Genomic DNA, 21,887 nt, shown 5'->3' with positions numbered 1-21,887 from the left:
GATATTCTGACGCGCGCTACTTGGCGCGCAGGCGCTCGGCCAGCGGCACGCGTTGCAGGCCGCGTGCGTCGAGACGTAGCGCATCGGCGCGGACCAGCGGTCCATCAAAATCCCAGTCACTGAGCACCCAGCGTTCGCCGCCGGCTTCGTCATGGCGGCGTGGTCGGTGCGTGTGGCCATGAATCAGCGTCTGGCCTGTGCCAGGCTTCAGCATGGCATCGACGCCGATAGTCGTGACATCCCCCTGCATGCGCGTGCCGCCGGCACGTCCGGCTTCGCTGTCGGCACGCAGGCGGCGGGCGATCTTCAGGCGCCATGCCAGCGGCAGCGCGAGAAACAGCCGTTGCACCCAGGGCTTGCGGGTCCAGTGGCGAAAGCGCATGTACGGGATGTCGTCCGTGCACATGATGTCGCCATGGCTGAGCAGCACGCGGTGCCCCTCGGTCTCGATGCAGACCGGGTCCGGTAGCAGGGTCAGTCCTGCATCCCGGGCGAAGGTCTGGCCCAGCAGAAAGTCGCGGTTGCCGTGCATCAGGTATAGCGCTAGCCCGCGTTCCGAGGCCTGCCGCAGCAGCGCGATCACGCGCTGGTTGAACGGGTCGTGGCGCTCGTCGTCGCCGACCCAGAATTCGAAGAAATCCCCGAGGATTACGAGTGCGCGCGCATCGTCGACGACGCTGTCGAGAAAACCCTGGAAGGCCGCCAGTGTGCGCGGCATGGCGGGTGTCAGGTGCAGGTCCGAAATGAACAACACCGGCCCGGGCAGTACAAGCGGGGCCGGTGTCATGGCTGCAGAGGCGGATTGGGTATGCAGCAAGCGATGCGCTGCTTACTCGACGATCACCGCTTTTTCGATGATGACGTCTTCCAGTGGTACATCCTGGTGGAAGCCGCTGCTGCCAGTGCGCACGGCGCGGATCTTGTCGACCACGTCCATGCCGTCGGTGACTTCGCCGAACACGGCGTAGCCGAAGCCTGCGGGCGTGGGCGAGGTGAAATTCAGGAAGTCATTGTCGACGGTATTGATGAAGAACTGCGCGCTGGCCGAGTGCGGCGCGTTCGTGCGGGCCATGGCGATGGCGCCGCGGGTGTTCTTGAGGCCGTTGCCGGCTTCGTTCTCGATCGGTGCATCCACTTCCTTCTGCTTCATGCCCGGCTCGAAACCGCCGCCCTGGATCATGAAGCCCTTGATCACGCGGTGAAAGATCGTATTGCTGTAGTGGCCCTTGCGCACGTACGAGAGGAAGTTCTCCACCGTCTTCGGCGCTTTTTCGGCATTCAGCGCCAGGGTGATAACGCCGTGGTTGGTGTGCAGTTGTACGGTAGCCATGGGGATTCCTTGATTGAATAACTGAGGAGATTACTTGGAGAGAAGTTTGGCGGATTCGATCACGACCGGCGTGACCGGCATGTCTTTCATCGGGCCCGTTCGCATCGTACGGACCGCGCGGATCTTGTGGACCGTTGCCATGCCATCCACCACCTTGCCGAAGACGGCATAGCCGTGTCCATCCGGCAGCGGGTAGTCAAGGTTGCGGTTGTCGACGACATTGATGAAGAACTGGGATGTCGCGGAGTCCGGCTCATCGGTGCGTGCCATTGCCACCATGCCGGTACTGTTCTTCAGGCCGTTACGGGCCTCTAGCGGGATCGGCGGCTGCGTGGGTTTCTGGCGCATCTCTTTATCGAAGCCGCCACCCTGGATCATGAAGCCATCGATGACGCGATGGAACAGCGTGCCGTTGTAGTGCCCGCTCTTCACGTAAGCGAGAAAGTTCGCCACCGTGTGCGGCGCCTTGTCCGGATACAGCTCGACCGTGAAGCTGCCCGCACTCGTCGTGAACTGGACCTTGGGCAGCGCGGCAGCCAGCGCGCTGCCGCTGATGCACAGCGTCAGCGCCAGGGCAGCAAGAAAGGATTTTGGCAGAAATGTCATCATCGGTAATGGCAGGTCAGGGCGCTTCGGCGCCCAGCAGTTCATTGAGAGCCCGCAGGCGCTGGGCCGCGCCGGTATTGCCGGGCGCTGCGCGCGTGACCTGCTCTAGCGCGCGGCGCGCCTGCAGCAGATGAACGGTGGCGAGGTTGCCGTTCGCCACGGTGAAGTCGGGGCGCAGACGTACGGCCATCTGCAGCGCTTGCTGTGCGCCGGCCAGATCGCCGCGCTTGACACGGATCATGGCCAGGTTGTTGTAGGGTTCCGGCAGGTCGGGGAAATCCTGGGTCAGGCTTTCGAAGGCGGCTACGGCTTCGTCGGTACGGTTCAGCGAATTAAGGGCGACGCCACGCTGGAAGCGGGCCTGTACATTGCGCGGGTTGGCTGCCAGCACGCGCTCGTAGCTGGCCAGCGCGGCGGTGTAATCCCGTTCGGCAAGCTGCCGTTCGGCGACATCCATGCCCGGGTCCAGCGAAGCCACAGGCACGCCATGGTCCGCTGCCTTGGCCGATTTCGCCGGAATTCCCTGTGCCATCAGCATGCCAGCCGGCAGGGTTGCCAGGCACAGTGCAGCGAGGATTTGCTTGAAGCGCATGAAGAAGACTCGGTTAGGTTCCGTTATACTGCGCTGCATTCTAGCAAAGCGCTTGGGGACGGTTTCAAAATGATTTCCGGTTGGGCGTCATGTGGCGGCCCGGCCGTGCCGCCTGGCTTCATTTTGAAACTGTCTCCTGACCGCATGCAGCGGCAGGATCTCCCGCTGCGGCGCGCAGCGATGCATTCCGTTGCGCATGCTTTCCATTTCGTCGTCTGATTTCCATCCATGCAATCACTGATCATCTACAACACGCTGGCGCGAGAGAAGCAGCCTTTTGTTCCCATCGAACCCGGCAAGGTGAGGATGTATGTGTGCGGCATGACGGTCTACGACTACTGCCACGTCGGCCATGCGCGCGTCATGGTGGTGTTCGACATGGTACAGCGCTGGCTGCGCGCTAGCGGCTATGCGGTGACCTATGTGCGCAACATCACGGACATCGACGACAAGATCATCCGGCGCGCCGTGGACAACGGCGAAACCATCGGTGAGCTGACGGGCCGCTTCATCGGCTTCATGCATGAGGACGCCGATGCGCTCGGCGTGCAGCGTCCTGATCACGAACCGCGTGCGACCCAGTATATCCCGCAGATGCTTGGCATCATCGACCGTCTGGCCGACAACGGCCTGGCCTACCAGGCCAGCGATGGCGATGTGAACTATGCGGTGCGCAAGTTTGCCGGTTACGGCAAGCTGTCCGGCAAGAGCCTGGAAGACCTGCGTGCCGGCGAACGCGTAGCATCGAATGACGCCAAGCATGATCCGCTCGATTTCGTATTGTGGAAGTCCGCCAAGGAAAGCGAACCCGACGAAACCAAGTGGGATTCCCGCTGGGGCAAGGGTCGTCCGGGCTGGCATATCGAATGTTCAGCCATGAGCTGCGCGCTGCTGGGCGAACACTTCGACATCCACGGTGGCGGGGCTGACCTGCAGTTCCCGCATCACGAAAACGAGATTGCGCAATCGGAAGGCGCAAGCGGCCAGACCTTTGTGAATCTGTGGATGCACAATGGCTTCGTGCGCGTGAACGACGAGAAGATGTCGAAGTCACTCGGCAACTTCTTTACCATTCGCGATGTGCTGAAGGTGTACGATGCTGAAGTTGTGCGCTTTTTTATCCTGCGTGCTCACTACCGCAGCGAGCTGCACTATTCGAACGCCAATCTTGATGACGCCAAGGCCTCGCTCACGCGTCTCTACACTGCGCTCAAGGATGTGCAGCCCGATGGTCAGCCATTGGACTGGGACGAGGCCCACGCAGCGCGGTTCGCCGCGGCAATGAACGATGACTTCAATTCGCCGCTCGCCATCGCCGTGCTGTTCGAACTCGCCGGTGAAGTGAACAAGTCGCGCTCCGGTGCGCTGGCCCGCCAGCTTGCCGGTCTGGCGCAGGTGCTCGGTCTGCTGGATCGCGCTCCCCAGGATTTCCTCCATGGCGCAGTTGCTGCCGATGGCCTGCAGCCTGCCGAGATTGAAGCGCAGATCGAAGCGCGACGCGCCGCCAAGCAGGCGCGCGACTTCGCCGAAGCAGACCGCATTCGTGCGGCGCTGCTGAGTGCCGGTGTGGTACTGGAGGACAAGCCGGGTGGCGTGACTGAATGGAGGCGGAGCTGATGGCTGCTACTGCAGCAAGCAAGAAGACCGCGACAGCACCAGCGAAGAAAGTGGCGGCCAAGCGTGCCGCATCACCCGCGCGCAAGGCGCCGGCGCAGCGTGCGCCCAGGGTGGGACTGGTGCCCAGCGGTGGCGCGGCCGAGACGCCTGCGCAGATAGTGGAACAGGAGAAAGCGGTCAGCCGCAAGGCGCGCAAGCCGGTGGCCGATCCCGTGGTCGACCTCAACGCGGCTGTGCGCCCGCCATACTGGGACGAAGCCTGCCAGGACCTGATGAAGCGCGACCGCATCCTGCGCAAGATCATCCCGGCCTATGGCCCGGCGCATCTCGTGTCCCGTGGTGATCCGTTCGTCACGCTGGCACGTTCCGTGGTGGGGCAGCAGATCTCGGTCAAGGCGGCGCATGCCGTCTGGGAGCGTGTGGCCGCCGCCTGCCCCAAGCTTACGCCGGCGCAGATGCTGCGGGCGGGGCCGGAGAAACTTGCCGCGTGTGGATTGTCCAAGCGCAAGGCTGAATACATCCTTGATCTCGCCAGTCACTTCAAGGCTGGCCATCTGCATGTAGCCGACTGGGCGACGATGGACGACGAGGACGTCATTGCCGAACTGGTGCAGATTCGCGGCATCGGCCGCTGGACGGCGGAAATGTTCCTGATGTTCAACCTGATGCGCCCGAACGTGCTGCCGCTGGACGATCTGGGGCTGATCAAGGCGATCTCCGTCAACTATTTCAGTGGCGAACCCGTCACCCGAAGCGAGGCCCGTGAAGTAGCCGCCAATTGGGAGCCGTGGCGCACCGTGGCAACCTGGTACCTGTGGCGCAGCCTCGAACCGACGCCCGTGCTGTATTGAACGAGGCGGCTTCAACATGATTCACGCGTGATTGCGGAGCTTTGCCGTACCGTGCGTACCATCTGCGGCCAGGTGCCTGGCCAGAGCCGCTTCGCTTCATTTTGAAACCGCCCCTAGAGCGCCGCTGACACTTTTTGCAGCGGCTTCCAAAAATCCGGTAGAATTCGCCGCCTAATGGATACCTGTTGGGAGGCCTTGGCAGAACGATGAAAACCACCTTCCTTGACTTTGAACAACCGATTGCCGAACTCGAATCCAAGATCGAGGAACTGCGCTTCGTGCAGGACGACTCGGCCGTCGATATCTCCGAAGAAATCTCGCGGCTGGCAGGCAAGAGCCAGCAGCTTACCAAGGACATCTACGCCAACCTGACCCCCTGGCAGGTCGCGCAGATCGCCCGCCACCCGCAACGCCCATACACGCTCGACTACGTTCGCGAAATCTTCACGGATTTCCATGAGCTCCATGGCGACCGTGCCTTTGCGGACGACCTGTCCATTGTGGGCGGCATGGCCCGTTTCAACGGCCAGGCGTGCATGGTCATCGGCCACCAGAAGGGCCGCGATACGAAAGAGCGCGCCATGCGCAATTTCGGCATGTCCAAGCCCGAGGGTTACCGCAAGGCCAAGCGCCTGATGGAACTGGCCGACAAGTTTGGCCTGCCGATCTTCACCTTTGTCGACACCCCGGGCGCTTTCCCCGGCATCGATGCAGAAGAGCGCGGCCAGTCGGAAGCCATCGGCCACAATCTCTACGTCATGGCTGGCCTCAAGGTGCCCCTGATCGCCACCATCATCGGCGAAGGCGGCTCGGGCGGCGCGCTGGCGATCGCCGTGGGCGACAGCGTGGCGATGCTGCAATTCGCCACCTACGCAGTGATTTCTCCCGAAGGTTGTGCCTCCATTCTCTGGAAGACGGCCGAGAAGGCGCCCGAGGCTGCAGAAGCGCTCGGCCTGACGGCGCACCGCCTCAAGGCGCTCGGCCTGATCGACAAGATCGTCAACGAACCGCTGGGCGGCGCGCATCGCGACCCCAAGGGCATGGCCACCATGCTCAAGCGTTCGCTCGCCGAGTCGCTGCGCCAGTTGCAGGGGCTGAGCGTGAAGGAGCTGCAGGCCCGCCGCCATGAACGCCTCATGGCATATGGCAAGTACAAGGAGGCAGGCGCGCGCAGCTGACGCGTGCCGGGTTGACGACCGCGCCATGCGCACCGGAATCGCTGTGTCCGCCGTATCTGTTTCGCCAACCTTGCTCGACTCACCTCTCGCCCAAAAAGCCGCACGCAGTCTGCTGACGCGCGCGGCTTTTTTGCGTCCTGATATGCCTGCAGGCAGCGAGCCGGTTTCCCTCATCACGGATCCAGAAGCGGGCAGGCAGGCAGGGGCGTTGCTGAGCGTTGCGGTCGCACTCTCCGGTGGCCGTGACTCGATGGTGCTGCTGCACGTCATGGTGGCGCTGCTGCGCTCGCAGGAGGCTGCATTCGAGCTGCACGCCTTCCATGTCCACCATGGGCTCAGTCCCCACGCCGATCAATGGCTGGAATTCTGTGCCGCCGAATGCGCGCGCCTAAGCGTGCCGTTCGAAGCGCATCGCGTCGCCATCCAGCGCGCCGGCGGCGAAAGCCTGGAAGCCGTGGCGCGCGAACAGCGCTATACGGCGCTCGGCGACCTGTGCCGCCGCCATGGTGTGACGGCCTTGATGACGGCCCATCACCAGGACGACCAGATCGAGACCCTGTTGCTGCAACTCGTGCGCGGGGCAGGGGTGGACGGCCTCGCGGCCATGGGGCCGCAACGCAATCTGCACGGCATCACACTGCTGCGGCCCTGGCTGGACGTGCCGCGTACGGCCATCGAGGCCCTCGCCCGGCAGCATGGCATCACCTGGGTCGATGACGAATCCAACGATGATCCGCGCTTTGCACGCAACGCCTTGCGTCAGTTGTTGCCAGGGCTGGCCGCGGTTCATCCGGGGTATCGAAGCGGCATCGCCCGCGCCGCCGCACATCTGGCAGAAGCATCCGAACTGCTGGAGGCCCTGGCCGAGGCGGATTTGCGAGCGGCGTTGACGCCACGCGGACTCCGGCTCGACCATCTCACTGCCTTGTCGATGCCACGCCGCAAGCTGCTGCTACGCCGATGGGTGGAGCAGCGTACCGGCCGCCCTCCGTCCGCCGCGTGGATCGTGGAGGCCTGTGCCCAGCTGTTTGGCGCCTCCATCGAAGCGCAGGTTGCCGTCCGGTTGCCGGGCTGGGTGATGTATCGGTATCGCGGGCTCGCCATGCTTGCCCGCGAGCGTGGCGAGCCGCCTGACCGGCCAATGGCGGGCGCCTGGAATGGCGAGCGGGAGACGCATGTGGCGCCGTGGCACGGCACGCTGGTCTTTAGCCCCGATCCTGCTGGCGTGCCGGAATCTTGGTTGCGCCAGCCGCTTGAATTGCGCCCCCGGGCCGGCGCAGAACGGATCGCTGTTGCGCCGGGCGCCCACCGCCGTGGACTCAAGCAGGCGTGGCAGGATGCCGGCATCGCACCGTGGGAGCGGCTGTGGATGCCATTGCTGTGGCAGGGCGGGGAGCTGCTGTTCGTGGCTGGCATTGGCCTCAACCACCGGCCGCTCGACACCCTTGATCCGCTTGCGGTGGGCAAGCAGCCGCGCTGGCGCATCGACTGGATCCCCGATCCTGACTAAGTCCCGCACAGGAAAGCGCTATCACAGTCAAGTCAAGCGGCCCCTGCCAGATGGTGGAGCCCCGAAAGCGAAGCGGACCGCATCCGTCCGTGCAGCGGCAGATGTGTCCGGCAACAGGCAGCCGCCGACTGTACACGCCGTACGGCGCGTCGCAGCGATGCCGAAACCTCGCGATACCGCCTCCAGGCCGCGCCACGCCTTGCCAGACGGGCCCCTGCATGGTATTTTTAGGGGTTTTTCATTATTCGTCTGCGCGTACATTCATGGCACTCATCGTTCATAAATACGGCGGCACTTCGATGGGTTCTGTCGAACGCATCAAGAATGTCGCGAAGCGCGTCGCCAAATGGCATCGCGCCGGTCACCGCGTGGTGGTGGTTCCTTCCGCCATGTCGGGGGAAACCAACCGGCTGCTGGGCCTGGCGCGCGAGATTTCGGCGCAGCCCAATCCCCGCGAACTCGACATGATCGCCTCGACCGGCGAGCAGGTCAGCGTTGGCCTCCTGTCGCTTGCCCTGCAGGCCGAAGGCCTTGGCGCGGTCAGCTACGCCGGCTGGCAAGTGCCGGTGCGCACGAACTCCGCCTACACCAAGGCGCGCATCGAGTCGATCGACGACAAGCGCATTCTTGGCGACCTGGATGCGGGCCGCGTGGTTATCATCACCGGCTTCCAGGGCGTGGACGAGAAGGGCAACATCACCACGCTCGGCCGGGGGGGGTCCGACACCTCCGCCGTGGCCGTCGCTGCCGCCATCAAGGCCGATGAGTGCCTCATCTACACCGACGTGGACGGCGTGTACACCACCGACCCGCGCGTGGTCGAAGAAGCCCGCCGCCTGAACCGCGTGACCTTCGAGGAAATGCTGGAAATGGCCAGCCTGGGCTCCAAGGTGCTGCAAATCCGCTCCGTGGAGTTCGCCGGCAAGTACCACGTGAAGACCCGTGTGCTGTCGTCCCTGACCGACCCGATGATCCCGGTTGAAACCGAAATGCAGTCGGGTACGCTGATTACTTTTGAGGAAGATCCCACCATGGAAGCAGCCGTTATCTCCGGCATCGCCTTCTCCCGCGACGAAGCCAAGATCACCGTGATCGGCGTCCCTGACCGTCCGGGCATCGCCTACCAGATCCTCGGTCCGGTGGCTGAGGCCAATATCGACGTCGACATGATCATCCAGAACCAGTCTGTCGACGGCAAGACCGATTTCACCTTCACCGTGCCGCGCGCCGAATACCAGGCTGCGCTGAACATCCTCAATGGCGACGTCAAGACGCATATCGGCGCCGGCAACATCACGGGCGACCCCAAGGTCTCCAAGGTTTCGGTCGTTGGCGTGGGCATGCGTTCGCATGTCGGCATCGCCAGCAAGATGTTCCGTACGCTGTCGGAAGAGGGCATCAACATCCAGATGATCTCCACTTCGGAGATCAAGATCTCGGTGGTGATTGACGAGAAGTACATGGAGCTTGCCGTTCGCGCCCTGCACAAGGCCTTCGAGCTCGAGCAGGAATGATTTGCGCGGAATGCGCCGAGTTGATTGACCGGGCGCGCCCGACCCGCTAGAATTCGGGCTTCGCTGCGCTGCAAAAGCCACGCAGCATCTGTTTCCGGAGACGTGGCCGAGAGGTCGAAGGCACTCCCCTGCTAAGGGAGCATACGGGCCAAAACCTGTATCGAGGGTTCGAATCCCTCCGTCTCCGCCAAGGCAACACGCGAAAGCCGCTACCTGTAAGGGTTGCGGCTTTTTCGTTTTGGGTTGTCGTGTTTTCGTGTTGCCCTCCATTTTGCAGGCGCGGGGACCATGCGAGACCCAGAGACGTCCTGCGTGCGAAACATGATGCCTCATCAAGGTGGAGTTGCCACTTTGTGTCGACCCGATCAGATTGATGTTGTCGCGCGCTGTACAGCACACGCGACTACAAAAAACGACTAAAAACGGGGAAAGACATGGGGCGTCGCCGGCACGAACCATCCGTCATCGAGATTTTGTTGCGTGCACCTTGGTGGGTGGCGGTAGCATTTGCGGTGGGGGGATACATTGTCGGTCATGACATTCTGCAGGCGACCCTGGCAGCGAATTCGGTTCTGGTGCCGCTTGCGCAAATGATTCGGGCACTGGTGTGGATCCCTGCACTGATTTTTGCTGGCGTGGCGGTGTTGTCCTTCATTCGTGGGCGGCAATCGGAAGCCGGTACGTCCGATGTACCGCAGCGTCTGAGGCCGGTTTCGCGCAGTCGTTTCAGGAGCGCGTCAGGCTCCGTTGGAACAGCCTGTGGTATGCGGGGCAAGGAAACAGTTGCCGAGGAGGCTGCTGCCCGTCAGCCGGTGCCTTTGCCGCGCTGGCGCCGCCGTCATTACATGAGCAGACATGAGCGGCGCAACTGTTGGAGAGGCGTCTCCATGTAATCTGGGGCAGGCCATTTAGAGAGGCGCCGGAATCTGGACACCGACGAGACGCGCGGGGTTTGATTCCTCGTCGAATAGCGATATGATAGTGATAATTGTTCTCATTATTACTGGATGCCATGTCGACTGCTCTTTCCCGCCGGCCAATCACACTTGCCATCACGGCACTGACCTCATGCGCTGCTTTTGCCCAAGGGCAGCCTGGCCGTCCGGACACGCCCGTGGCCGAGCTGGAGACCGTGACGGTCGAAGCCAGCGCGGATGCCTCGGCGGGCGGCCTGGCCAAGCCATTCGCTGGCGGGCAGGTGGCACGCGGTAGCCGGGTGGGCGTGCTGGGCACGCAGGATGTCATGGATACGCCGTTCAACATCAAGAGCTATACGCGCGAACTGATCGCCGACCAGCAGGCACAGAGCGTGGCTGATGTGCTGCTGAACGATCCCTCGGTCCGGCAGGCGCGCGGCTTTGGGAATTTCCAGGAAGTCTATGTGGTGCGCGGTTTTCCGCTGTATTCCGATGATATTGCCTACAACGGCTTGTACGGGATGTTGCCGCGCCAGTATGTGGCCTCGGAATTCTTCGAGCGCGTCGAGGTCCTGCTGGGGGCCAATGCGTTCTTGAATGGCGCGGCGCCTGGTGGTTCGGGTCTGGGCGGTTCGGTGAACCTGCTGCCCAAGCGCGCTAGCGCGGAACCTCTGTCGCAGGTCAGCGCGGGCGTACAAACTGGAGGGCAGGTATTCGGCGCAATCGATCTGTCGCGTCGCTTCGGTCCCAACGAGAGTGCCGGCGTGCGCCTGAACGCCGTGCGCCGCGATGGCGATACGGCAATCGATGGCGAAAGCCGCGAACTGACCATGTTTTCCCTGGGCGTCGACTGGCGCAGCCGCGACGTGCGCCTTTCCGCGGACCTCGGTTATCAGGACAACGAGCTGCAGGCCGGGCGCCCCAGCGTGACCCCCGGCGCCTTCATTCCCGCCGTGCCGGAGGCCCGCCGCAACTATGCCCAGCCATGGACCTATTCGAGCGAGAAGGACCTGTTCGGCACGGTGCGTGGTGAATGGGATATCGTCCCCGGCCTGACAGCCTGGGCGGCGGGCGGCATTCGTCAGGGCAAGGAAAGCAACTCCCTGTCTTCGCTGAGCATCCAGAATGCGGCTGGCGACAGTACCGGTCGTCGTTTTGACAATCGCCGGGAAGACAATATCAAGACCGGCGAGATCGGTATCCGCGGTGCCTTCGCAACCGGCCCGGTGGGTCACCAGGTCACGGCGTCGGCCATGGTCTATGACGCCGAGGAGCGCAATGCCTGGGGCATGGGCGGCGCCAGTGTCCTGAATAACCTCTACAACCCGACAGTATCCTTGGCCCCGGCGTTGACGATGTTCGGCGGTGACCTGAACAATCCCCTGCGGGTCGGCGATGTCACGCATCGCAGCGTGGCGCTGGCCGATACGATGTCCTTCCTCGACGATCGCGTGCTGGTGACGCTGGGCTTGCGTCACCAGACCATCAAGCAGAACAGCTACAACTATGGCACGGGCGCGCTGGCTGATTCCTACAGCAAGTCGCGCGTGACGCCGGCCATGGGCGTTGTGTTCAAGCCGGCGGCCGGTTGGTCCCTGTATGCGAACTACATTGAAGGACTGGCCAAGGGCGAAGTTGCGCCGGCCAGCGCCAACGGGCAACCGGTCGTCAACGCCGGCCAAGTATTTGCTCCGTATCGCACCAAGCAGAAGGAGATTGGCGCCAAGTGGGAAGGACAGCGCGTCGGTGCGGGCCTGGCGCTGTTCACTACCGACAAGCCATCGGCCTATGTCGTCAACCAGGTGTTCGATGAGTATGGCAAGCAGCGCAACCGCGGCGCCGAGCTCTCGGTCTATGGCGAGCTGTTCAAGGGTTTGCGCCTGCTGGGCGGACTGACGCTGCTGTCTGCCAAGCAGGAAAGCACGCCGGGTGGCATCAACGATGGCCGCTATGCTATTGGTGTGCCGAAACGGCAGCTGAGCCTGGGCGCCGACTGGGATGTGCCCGGCGTACGAGGGCTGGCCGTCAATGCGCGCGTCGTCCATACCTCGAGCCAGTTTGCCAATGCCGCCAATACCTTGTCTGTCTCCAGCTGGACGCGCACGGATCTCGGCATGCGCTATCTGGTACCAATCGGGCAGGCGCGTCTGCTGACCCTGCGGGCCCGTGTGGATAATGTATTCGGCAAAAACTACTGGGCCTCGGTCGGCGGCTTCCCGGGTTCCAATTATTTGGTGCAATCTGCGCCGCGTACGGTGGCACTGACGGCCACGCTCGATTTCTGAGGAGATGGTTGCAGTGCGCGCATTCTGGACCATCGTCCATCGCTGGCTCGGGCTCTCGATCGCCTTGTTCCTGATCGTCGCTGGCCTGACGGGGGCGGTCATCTCATGGGACCATGAACTCGACGAGTGGCTCAACGCTGACATCATGCATACGCCGGGCCGCGGCCCGCTGCAGCATCCCAATACGCTGGCTGCGGCGGTCGAGGCAGCCGATCCACGCGTGATGGTCAGCTACATGACGCTGGGCCTGGAAGAGGGACATGCCGCGTCATTCCTGGTGCGGGCGAAAATCGATCCGGCCACGGGCCGGCCTTATCGCCTAGACTACAACACCGTGTTTGTCGATCCCGTGTCCGCGCAGATCACCGGGCATCGCGATTCCAAGAGCGTGGCGCTGTCCAGGCGCAACCTCATGCCATGGCTGCGGCATCTCCATGAAAGCCTGCATATTCCGCCCTTCGCTGGCTCGGACCGCTGGGGATACTGGCTCATGGGCGGCGTGGCGCTAATGTGGTTTCTCGACAGCTTTGTGGCGATGTACCTGACATGGCCGAGTCGCTTGCGCCGACGCATGTCGTCGGCGGAATCGAACAGAGTCCAGTTACGTGCGCGCGCCGTTTCGTGGCTGGCGCGGTGGAAACCCGCGTGGCTGGTACGCTGGCGCGCCGGCGGCTACAAGGTCAATTTCGACCTGCATCGCGCAGGTGGATTGTGGGCGTGGGGCGTCATCCTGATCGTGGCGTTCACCTCGTTCTCGCTGAACCTGTATCGCGAGGTGTTCTATCCGGTGATGTCCACTGTATCCACCACCACGCCCGGACCGTACGAGACCCTCAAGCCTGCGCCGTATGGCACGTATCTCGAGCCCAAGCTGAGTTTTGCGCAAGCCATCGAGATTGCTGCGGCAGAAGGCAAGCGCCTGGGCTTCGAGCATCCGCCGGGCGGCATCTGGTATGGCGGGGATTTCCCGTTCTACAACGTATCGTTCTTCGATCCGGAAAACGAACTCGGCGCAATGGGCATGGGGTTGTCCAATATCTATGTCAGCGCCGAAGACGGACGGATTCTTGGCATGCATCGGCCGTGGCACGGCACTGCTGCGGATGTCTTCGTACAGCTTCAGCTGCCGCTGCACTCCGGCCGCATCCTCGGCCTGCCGGGCCGTATCCTGATGTCGTTGATGGGGCTGGTGGTCGTGATGCTGGCAGTGACCGGCATCGTCATCTGGGAGCGCAAGCGTCGCGGGCGCCAGGCCCGACGCATGTCCTGGAAACCCGTGCTGGAACGGAGCTGACTGGCTCTGCCGCGATGGCTACGGTGTGGTGGCTGCTGGCGCAGTTGAACTGCGCTGTACCAGAGTCGTCGGCAGCATGAGCGCTGGCGGCATCCGCTCCGCACCCTCGATGGCAGCCAGCAGGGTTTCCGCTGCAGCCGTGCCGATCTCGACCGACGGAAAACGGATGGTCGTCAGCGGCGGGTCGACGAAGGCCGAGAACTCGCTGTCGTTGAAGCCAATCACGGACATGTCGTGCGGAATGCGCAGGCCGCGCTCGCGCAGTCCTGCCATGGCGCCTAGCGCCAGATAGTCGTTGCCGCAGACCAACGCCGTAAAACGCTGCCCGCTTTCGAGTAGCTGGAGTGCCGCCCGGTAGCCTTCCGAGAATGCATAGTCGGCCTCGATCACAAGCTCGCGCGGCAGCCGGCCACCGCCCGCGGCGATGGCTTCCAGCAATCCCTGGTAACGCTGCTGCGAACGCTGGTTGGATGCGAGGTATCCACTGATGAAAGCAAACTCGCGGTGTCCCAACTGCAGCAGATGCTCCGCTGCCTGCCGTCCGGCAACGCGGTTGTCGAAGCCGATCGCGCCAGGCGGCGCATCGCTGGCATCCGCCCAGATCGTGGTCATGGGCAGGCCATTTTTCTCGATGATTTCCAGCCAGGCTTGTGGGCAGTCGCTGCCGAGCAGCACGATGCCATCCACACCGCGCTCGATCAGGCGGCGCAGGGGGCGCAGGTCGGATTGCTCGTTGAGCGGCGGCTGTGCGAGAAGCAGGGTGTAGTTGGCCTGGCCGAGGCCCTGGCGTAGCGCTTCCACTGTTTGTGCGAACGCCGAGACACCGATGCGTGGAATCACCGCGCCGATGCTGTACGTGCGGCGCGATACCAGCGCGCGGCCCACGCCCTGCGGCACATAGCCGAGCGCGCTCACTGCCGCATTGACGCGTTCGCGGGTATCCGCGTCGACCATCTCGGGCCGGTGCAATGCGCGGGACACCGTACTGATCGAGACTCCGACCATCCGGGCCACATCTTTCAAACCAGCCGCCATGCGCGTTCCAACATCCTTTTGCAAACGATGGTCATGACTATAACACGTTGACCAGTATTTTCCATGAAGATACTGGTTGACATGCAAATGCAAACGTTTGTATTCTAAAAAAACAATGGAGGAGAAGCACATGAATGCAGTGACTGCTGTACCGGCCGGCGAAACCACCAAGCACGCCATGGTCCGTACCCTGACCGAGCTCGATGTCGAATATGCGTTTACCTTGCCGGGACTCGGCGTGACGTGGATGCTCGATGAGTTCTACGCCAAGCGTAAGGATGTGCGCGTGGTGCTCACGCGCGGCGAACAGGTGGCATCGATCATGGCGCAGGTAGTGGGCCGGCTGACCGGCAAGCCGGGCGTGTACATGGGGCAGGGGCCGTTTGCCAGCACCACGGGGGCGTTTGGTATCCTGGAAGCGTATTTCTCGGGTTCGCCGATGCTGGTGCTGACCGATACGTCCTGCTACGACGGCTTTGGCATGTACGGCGTGTACCAGACCATGACCGGCGACTACGGCGCGGCCGACGTACGCAATGTCATGAAGACCATGACCAAGGCCACCTACTACGCGACCGAACCGCACGAGGCGGTGTACGCCATCCAGCAGGCCTACAAGCAGGCCAACCTGCCACGCCAGGGCCCGACTGCCGTGGTGCTCAAGTCGCCCATCATCCGCCGCGAGATGCCCCAGCAGGAGCGCGTGCAGCTGTATCCGGCGCAGGGTTACCAAGAGGTCGTGATGCCCAAGCCAGACGGCAAGGGGCTGGCCGCGCTGGCGGAGATGGTGCGTGGCGCCAAGCGGCCGGTACTGGTGGTCGGCAATGGCATGCAGAATGCGCGCGGCCGCAAGGCCGTGGCGGCGCTGGCGGAGCGCTTCGGCCTTGCTGTGGCGACCAGCTACAACGGCAAGGGCATCGTTGATGAAACATCCGCCGTGTCGGTGGGCATGCTCGGCACCTGGGGCATGAAATCAGCCAATGCCGCAGTGACCTCCGCCGACGTGCTCGTGGTGGTCGGCGCGAGCCTCGGCGCCGACTATATCAAGTTCCGCAGCGCCGACTTCATCAAGCCAGGTGTGCAGCGCATTGCCCAGATCGACGTCGATCCGCGCAATGCGGGCTGGGTGTATCCGGTCGAACTGGCACTGTGCGCGGATGGTAGCGATGCACTCGAGGCGCTGCTCGAACACGACCTCGGCGCCGCCCAGCGCGATGCGCGCCTGGCGTGGATCGCGGACGTGAACGCTTCCCATCCGGTATCGCTCGATGTGCCGGCTGCCGCGCCTGGCATGCTGAACAATGCCGACATCATCAAGACGCTGGACACATTCCTCACGCCGGACGACCTGCTCACGCTGGATGCCGGTACCAACCGTATCTGGGCCACCACCACACTGAAGATCCGCACGCCCGGCCAGTTGATCGTGCCCGGCGGCATTGGCGGCATGGGCTGGGGTGCGCCGGCCGCGGCAGCGACCAAGCTTGTACATCCGGAGAAGAACGTGGTGTGCCTGACCGGCGACGGCGGCTTTGCCATGACCATGAACGTGATGGCGACCTGTGTGCAGGAGAACCTGCCGATCACCGTGGTCGTGGCCAATAACAGCGGCCTGGGCATGGTGCGCGACAACCTCAAGGAGCGTCGCATCGCGGTCGATTTCTCGACGACCGATTTCGCGCAGATCGCACGTGGCATGGGTTGCCGCGGTGTCAACGTCACGACACGCGAACAGCTTGCCGCGGCGCTGGCCGAAGCGCGCGCCTCGGGTGTGCCGACGGTCATCGATGTCACGGTCGATCCGGCTTCGAGCCATGTCGATGTTTCCGACTACTGAGGACCAGCCATGAAACCTGTTGCCATTGTCACGGGCGGCGCACGCAACATTGGTCGTGCCATCGTGCAGCGCTTTGCGGCGGATTACCGCGTGGTGGTGGCGGATCTGGCCGAGCCGCAGGACGCATTGCCTGAAGGGTGCGAGTTCATCCGCACCGATGTCTGTGATCCGACCCAGGTGACGCAGCTGGTCGAACAGGCCAGCCGTCTCGGAACGTTGCAGGCGCTGGTGCATTCTGCGGCGATCACGGCGCCGGTCAAGTCCATTGCCGAGACGCCGCTGGACGAGTGGAAGCGCATTCTCGACGTGAACCTGACCGGCAGCTTCATCGTGGCGCAGGCTGCGATCGCGCCGCTGACACGTGCGCGGGGCAGCATCACACTGCTGACGTCGCGTGCTGGTAAGACGGGCTTCGCCGCACTCAATGCCTCGCGCAGCGGGACCAAGGCGCACTACTGCGCCTCCAAGGCGGGCGTGATCTCGCTGATGAAATCGCTAGCCACCGAGCTGGCGCCGGACGTGCGGGTGAATGCCGTGGCGCCCGGGCCGATCGAGGGCGAGATGATTCCGCGCGACCGCTGGCCCGAGATCGCCGCACGCGTGCCGCTCGGCCGCCTCGGGCGGATCGAGGAGATTGCCGATGCAGCGTACTTCCTGGCCAGCCCGGCCGCGTCCTTCATTACCGGCCATGTGCTGGATGTGAATGGCGGCACGCTCATGGACTAGCCCGGCTCTTGAGCACCATGCCGGCTGTCTCGCTCCGCGCGGGGTGGCAGGCATCCTGGATCCACCAAAACATAAAACCAAGGAGACTGTCATGAAACTGTTCAAATCATTGGCGCTGCTGGTGTGCATGTCTACGCTGCCCGGCCTGGCCGGCGCGGCATCCGATCCCGCTGCATCCTATCCGGACAAGCCGGTGCGCGTGATCGTGCCATTCCCGCCGGGTGGTGCGACCGACATCGTGGGGCGCGAGATCGCTGATCGCCTGTCGCGTGCGCTGGGCCAGCCGTTCGTGGTCGAGAACCGCAGCGGCGCAAGCGGCAATATCGGCATGGAGGCGGCCGCGCGTTCAGCTCCCGATGGCTACACGCTGGTCGTCGGCGCGCCACAGACGCTGACCATTAATCCGTTGCTGTTCAAGAACAGCAATTTCGATCCGCAGAAACGCCTGGATCCCATCGTGGTCGTGGCCACGGTGCCCAACGTCCTGATCATCAGCCCCAAGCTGCAAGCCAAGTCGGTAAAGGACGTGATCAACCTTGCCAAGCAGAAGCCCGGCAAGCTGAACTACGGCTCGTCCAGCATCGGTGGCACGCCGCACCTGTCGTCGGAGATGTTCAAGTCGATGACCGGCACGTTCATCACGCATATTCCGTATCGCGGCAGCGCACCGGCCCTGGCTGACCTGATGGGTGGCCAGATCGACCTGATGTTCGACAACCTCCCGGCAGCCTTGCCGCATATCAAATCCGGCCGCATCAAGGCACTGGCCGTGACGACTGCGCAGCGCAGCCCATCGGCCCCCGATCTGCCGACCATGATCGAGGCAGGCGTGCCGGGCTTCGAGTCGCAAGGCTGGTTCTCGCTGCTGGCACCCGCCGGCACGCCGCCAGCCATCCTGCAGAAGATCAATACCGAGGTGAACAAGATCCTCGCGACCGATACCTTCAAGCAGCGTCTCGACAATGTCGGCGGCCAGGCGAAGGGCGGGTCGATTGCCGATTTCCGCCAGTTGATGGACGCCGAGATGCAACGCTGGGCCAAGGTCATCAAATTCGCCAATATCACGGTGGAGTGAATATGCGCGGCTTGAGAGGCAAGACAGCGTTCCTGACCGGCGCAGGCGGTGGCATTGGCCGGGCTACGGCCATCCGCCTCGCGCAAGAGGGCATGCAGGTGTGGATTTCAGACCGCGATGGCAACGTGCTCGAAGATGCGGTTGCAGAGGCTGCGTCCCTGGGACTTGCACTGCATGCGATCCAGGCGGATTCCACGCGCGAGTCGGAAGTCCGTGACGCCGTGCAGGCCGCCTTCGACGCCAGCGGCCGGCTTGACCTGCTCGTGAACAACGCCGGCGGCTCGCTGCACACGCCGTATCGCTTCATGGATGAAAGCGATGATGACTGGGCACGCGTGATGAACCTCAACCTGATGGGGGCGGTGTGGGCCTGCCGTGCAGCGCTGCCGCTGATGCAGCGGGGCGGAGCGGGGCGCATCGTCAACTACGGTTCCAAGGCCGGACGTTTCGGCAGCTTCATCGCCGGTCCGAACTACGCAGCAGCCAAAGGCGCAATGGCCGCACTGACGCGTCAGCTGGCGATGGAGTACGGACCGTCGGGCATCACCGTCAATTGCATCTGCCCGGGCGTGGTTCTCACGCCGCGTACCTCCGGACTGTGGGCCGAGCGCCGCACGCCGGAAGAGCGCGAGCGCATCGTGTCGGAGATTCCGCTGCGCCGGCACGCCGGTGTGGATGATATCGCCGGCGCGGTTGCATTCCTCGCCTCTGACGATGCGGCTTTCATCACCGGAATTTCGCTGGATATCAATGGCGGGCAGGCCATGGCGTAGCCTTCACCTGACAGGGCGGAGAGATGCCAGTCGGAAGGTTCAGCCACCGGTCGCCTTGATGCTGGAGTGGCGCCGGGCTGCGCAAGCCCTGCATGGTTGCTTCCCGTACGCGATGACAACGCCCGGGATGGTCCGTGATGGATCGTCCTGGAAATCTTCTTTTTTTGATCCCACAGCCGCATGGCGGCCTTTCTATCATGACACTCTCCAAACACCTGCAGGATCCGAGCTTGCTCAAGAACCGTTACCTGTGCGATGGCCAGTGGCGCAGTGCCCTCACTGAGTCGGTCTTTGCCGTGGACGACCCCGCGACGGGCGCCACCATTGCCAGCGTGCCCAATGCCGACGCCGCCGATGCCCGGGCCGCCATCGATGCGGCACATCGCGCCCTACCGGCGTGGCGTGCGCTGACCGGCAAGGAGCGCGCACGGCGCATGCGCGCCTGGTATTACCTGCTGTGCCAGCATGCTGGCGACCTTGCCGCGATCATCGCCGGGGAGGAAGGCAAGCCGCTGGCTGAAGCGCGTGGCGAAGTGGACTACGGCCTCTCGTTCGTCGAATGGTTTGCGGAAGAAGCCAAGCGTGTCAACGGCGACGTGCTGCAGAGCCCCGCGGCCGACAAGCGCCTGGTGGTGATCAAGCAGCCGATCGGCGTGTGCGTATCCATTACACCGTGGAATTTTCCGCTGGCCATGATCACCCGCAAGGTCGCACCGGCGCTTGCCGCAGGCTGCACCATCGTCGTCAAGCCGGCTGAGCAGACGCCGCTCACGGCACTTGCGCTCGGTGAGCTGGCCATGCGCGCCGGCATTCCGGCAGGCGTGCTCAATATCCTCACCGCCGACAGCGCCAATTCGATCAAGGTGGGCGAGGTGCTCACCACGGATCCGCGCGTGGCGCATGTCTCGTTTACCGGCTCGACGGAAGTCGGCCGGATTCTCATGCGTCAGTCGTCATCCACGGTGAAGAAGCTGGCGCTCGAACTGGGTGGCCATGCACCGTTCATCGTGTTCGACGATGCCGATCTCGATGCCGCCGTGACTGGCGCCTGCATGTCCAAGTACCGCAACGCGGGTCAGGTCTGCATCGCGCCCAACCGCTTCTATGTGCAGGCCGGCATCCATGACCGCTTCGTGGCTGCGCTGGCTGCACGCTCCGAGGCCATTTGCCTGGGCAACGCCTTTGAAGAAGGCGTCACCATGGGGCCGCTGATCGATGATCAGGGTTTGAACAAGGTGCGTCAGCACGTCGAAGATGCCTGCCAGCGTGGCGCCAAGGTGGTGACTGGCGGCAAGGCCGGTGAAGGGCGCTTCTTTGCACCGACCGTGATGACCGGCGTGACCGACGAGATGCTGATGTTCCGCGAGGAAACTTTCGGGCCGGTGATCGGCATCGTCCGTTTCGAAACGGAGGAAGAAGCCTTGGCGCTAGCCAATCATGCGGAGTACGGATTGGCCTCTTACGTCTATACCCGTGACCTGTCACGCGTATGGCGGATCGCCGAAGGTCTCGAGTTTGGCATGGTCGGCATCAACGCCGGCGCCATCTCGAATGAGGTCGCGCCGTTCGGTGGCGTGAAGCAATCGGGCCTGGGGCGTGAAGGCTCGAAGTATGGCATCGAAGAGTATCTCGAGCTGAAATATCTGTGCATGGGATTGTCGTGATGTAAGTGGTATTCGCGATGTCTCCCTGTTGGGTGATGACGCGAGTACCAGATCCTGCTTGCCATGTCGATGCCTGCCGGGCCGCTGAGACGCGCCAACGATGTCACGTTTCAACACGATGCTTTCATGCATTTGTTAAGCATCGTGGATCTTTGCATTGCTTAGCAGTCATTGCGGTGTGTTCCTCGTACGATCCGTTGCGCGAATCCGCGTAACGGGTCGATCAATCAGCAACGGGGAACAGCTACATGAAAATCAAATTGGCAGGTAGTGTGATGGCGCTCGCCTCCATCCTGACGGCATGTGGCGGGTCGAGCCATGATCCCGCAGCCACGAACGGGGCTGCAGCCAGCCAGCCGGCTACGCAGTACGATGCCTCGACGCTGGGCGCGGAGTGCCTGGTGTTGCCGGCAGCAGGGCAGAAGCTGCAGTTCAGCATGTACATGAACGGCGTGCCGGCAAGCTTCTATAGCGCCGATTTCAAGGGCGTGGGCCCGATGTCGTTCGAAGGGGCGGACTATCAGGGTATCGAGATCGATGCCGTCAGCGGGTTCTTCTATACCGCCAACGACGTGAAGCAGACCGCGCTGTTCAAGCCCGAAGCGCCGATGATCCCGCTGGCCGCGATCTCGCATATGGATCCGGGCACGACGGCGGATGACAAGCGCTATCGGTACACCTTTCAGGATGAGGCCACTGGCAAGTTCGTGACCCCCGATGTCACCGGGTTGCCGCTGAATGCGTCACGGACGTATGCGGTTTATCAGGAGCGAGGTGTGGGCGGCGCTCCGCTGTCGGCGCCCGAAAAGGGCACGGATGTCACGGTGACTTACCTGGGGCGCGAAGACATCACCGTTCGTGGTGTAGCGTACCGGCAAGCATGCAAGGTCGACGTCGCGACGAACGGCAAACTGCGGCAGTATCGGGCAACCGCCTGGCTGGCGCCCCAGCATGGGATCGTCAAGGTCGAAGCACGCTCGCTGAACAAGCCGGTATCCGGTTACCTAGAGACGAGCGGATTGATATCAGCCAAGTAAGGCGTGGGGTGTCCGGTGCGCAGCGCACCAGACATCCTGTTTTCTG

The 21,887-nt window shown here is 63.2% G+C and carries 18 protein-coding genes and 1 tRNA gene; 14 read left to right on the top strand and 5 right to left on the bottom strand.

Annotation, left to right across the window (positions count from 1 at the left end):
• Positions 1 to 16: 16 nt before the first annotated feature.
• From ACQ3C8_RS08300 to ACQ3C8_RS08285, 4 genes are read right to left on the bottom strand one after another with little or no spacing between them, the layout of a single operon-like run.
• Positions 17 to 787: a UDP-2,3-diacylglucosamine diphosphatase gene (locus ACQ3C8_RS08300; RefSeq protein WP_428853053.1), complete on the bottom strand. Its 771-nt coding sequence runs from the start codon at positions 785 to 787 to the stop codon at positions 17 to 19.
• Between the two features lie 42 nt (positions 788 to 829).
• A complete protein-coding gene (locus tag ACQ3C8_RS08295) occupies positions 830 to 1,330 on the bottom strand; it encodes a peptidylprolyl isomerase (RefSeq protein ID WP_009521127.1) in 501 nt (166 codons plus the stop codon).
• A 30-nt stretch (positions 1,331 to 1,360) separates the two neighbouring features.
• Entirely contained in the window at positions 1,361 to 1,936 is a 576-nt protein-coding gene (locus ACQ3C8_RS08290) for a peptidylprolyl isomerase (protein ID WP_428853052.1), read from the bottom strand.
• A gap of 16 nt (positions 1,937 to 1,952) precedes the next feature.
• Positions 1,953 to 2,528, bottom strand: a complete 576-nt coding sequence (locus tag ACQ3C8_RS08285; protein WP_428851244.1) for a tetratricopeptide repeat protein — start codon at positions 2,526 to 2,528, stop codon at positions 1,953 to 1,955.
• A 228-nt stretch (positions 2,529 to 2,756) separates the two neighbouring features.
• Here ACQ3C8_RS08285 and cysS point away from each other — a divergent pair, with 228 nt between their 5' ends.
• The 8 genes from cysS to ACQ3C8_RS08245 all read left to right on the top strand — a co-directional run bounded on the left by cysS (position 2,757) and on the right by ACQ3C8_RS08245 (position 13,694).
• A complete protein-coding gene (gene cysS / locus ACQ3C8_RS08280) occupies positions 2,757 to 4,145 on the top strand; it encodes a cysteine--tRNA ligase (RefSeq protein WP_428851243.1) in 1,389 nt (462 codons plus the stop codon).
• Positions 4,145 to 4,996: a DNA-3-methyladenine glycosylase family protein gene (locus ACQ3C8_RS08275; protein ID WP_428851242.1), complete on the top strand. Its 852-nt coding sequence runs from the start codon at positions 4,145 to 4,147 to the stop codon at positions 4,994 to 4,996. Before cysS ends, ACQ3C8_RS08275 begins: the two co-directional genes overlap by 1 nt.
• Positions 4,997 to 5,202: 206 nt before the next feature.
• Positions 5,203 to 6,174, top strand: a complete 972-nt coding sequence (locus tag ACQ3C8_RS08270; protein ID WP_009521122.1) for an acetyl-CoA carboxylase carboxyltransferase subunit alpha — start codon at positions 5,203 to 5,205, stop codon at positions 6,172 to 6,174.
• A gap of 142 nt (positions 6,175 to 6,316) precedes the next feature.
• Positions 6,317 to 7,684 carry a tRNA lysidine(34) synthetase TilS gene (gene tilS, locus ACQ3C8_RS08265; RefSeq protein WP_428851241.1) on the top strand — a complete coding sequence of 456 codons (1,368 nt, stop codon included), beginning with the start codon at positions 6,317 to 6,319 and terminating at the stop codon, positions 7,682 to 7,684.
• A gap of 263 nt (positions 7,685 to 7,947) precedes the next feature.
• Positions 7,948 to 9,198 carry an aspartate kinase gene (locus ACQ3C8_RS08260; protein ID WP_009521120.1) on the top strand — a complete coding sequence of 417 codons (1,251 nt, stop codon included), beginning with the start codon at positions 7,948 to 7,950 and terminating at the stop codon, positions 9,196 to 9,198.
• Positions 9,199 to 9,294: 96 nt separating this feature from the next.
• Positions 9,295 to 9,388: transfer RNA gene (locus tag ACQ3C8_RS08255), tRNA-Ser, on the top strand.
• 822 nt (positions 9,389 to 10,210) lie between these two features.
• Positions 10,211 to 12,400, top strand: coding sequence for a TonB-dependent receptor (locus ACQ3C8_RS08250; protein WP_428851240.1), 2,190 nt, complete (start codon positions 10,211 to 10,213; stop codon positions 12,398 to 12,400).
• 13 nt (positions 12,401 to 12,413) lie between these two features.
• Entirely contained in the window at positions 12,414 to 13,694 is a 1,281-nt protein-coding gene (locus tag ACQ3C8_RS08245) for a PepSY-associated TM helix domain-containing protein (RefSeq protein ID WP_428851239.1), read from the top strand.
• A gap of 18 nt (positions 13,695 to 13,712) precedes the next feature.
• Here the strand turns inward: ACQ3C8_RS08245 and ACQ3C8_RS08240 are convergent, their stop codons facing one another.
• Positions 13,713 to 14,729 (bottom strand): LacI family DNA-binding transcriptional regulator, encoded by a 1,017-nt coding sequence (locus tag ACQ3C8_RS08240; protein WP_428851238.1) that lies wholly within the window; start codon positions 14,727 to 14,729, stop codon positions 13,713 to 13,715.
• Between the two features lie 130 nt (positions 14,730 to 14,859).
• Here ACQ3C8_RS08240 and ACQ3C8_RS08235 point away from each other — a divergent pair, with 130 nt between their 5' ends.
• The 6 genes from ACQ3C8_RS08235 (at position 14,860) to ACQ3C8_RS08210 (ending at position 21,841) form a co-directional block, all read left to right on the top strand.
• Positions 14,860 to 16,566, top strand: a complete 1,707-nt coding sequence (locus ACQ3C8_RS08235) for a thiamine pyrophosphate-binding protein (protein WP_428851237.1) — start codon at positions 14,860 to 14,862, stop codon at positions 16,564 to 16,566.
• 9 nt (positions 16,567 to 16,575) lie between these two features.
• Positions 16,576 to 17,292, top strand: coding sequence for an SDR family NAD(P)-dependent oxidoreductase (locus ACQ3C8_RS08230; RefSeq protein ID WP_428851236.1), 717 nt, complete (start codon positions 16,576 to 16,578; stop codon positions 17,290 to 17,292).
• Positions 17,293 to 17,383: 91 nt separating this feature from the next.
• Entirely contained in the window at positions 17,384 to 18,367 is a 984-nt protein-coding gene (locus ACQ3C8_RS08225) for a Bug family tripartite tricarboxylate transporter substrate binding protein (protein WP_009524100.1), read from the top strand.
• Positions 18,368 to 18,369: 2 nt separating this feature from the next.
• Complete coding sequence (locus tag ACQ3C8_RS08220) at positions 18,370 to 19,140, top strand: SDR family NAD(P)-dependent oxidoreductase (RefSeq protein WP_009524101.1); 771 nt, start codon at positions 18,370 to 18,372, stop codon at positions 19,138 to 19,140.
• Positions 19,141 to 19,337: 197 nt separating this feature from the next.
• Positions 19,338 to 20,804: an NAD-dependent succinate-semialdehyde dehydrogenase gene (locus tag ACQ3C8_RS08215; RefSeq protein WP_428851235.1), complete on the top strand. Its 1,467-nt coding sequence runs from the start codon at positions 19,338 to 19,340 to the stop codon at positions 20,802 to 20,804.
• A 248-nt stretch (positions 20,805 to 21,052) separates the two neighbouring features.
• Positions 21,053 to 21,841: a hypothetical protein gene (locus ACQ3C8_RS08210; protein WP_428851234.1), complete on the top strand. Its 789-nt coding sequence runs from the start codon at positions 21,053 to 21,055 to the stop codon at positions 21,839 to 21,841.
• The last annotated feature ends 46 nt before the right edge of the window (positions 21,842 to 21,887 follow it).

The sequence above is a fragment of the Imbroritus primus genome (assembly GCF_964332355.1).
Lineage (GTDB): Bacteria > Pseudomonadota > Gammaproteobacteria > Burkholderiales > Burkholderiaceae > Imbroritus > Imbroritus primus.
This window is presented reverse-complemented; position numbering and strand designations above follow the sequence as displayed.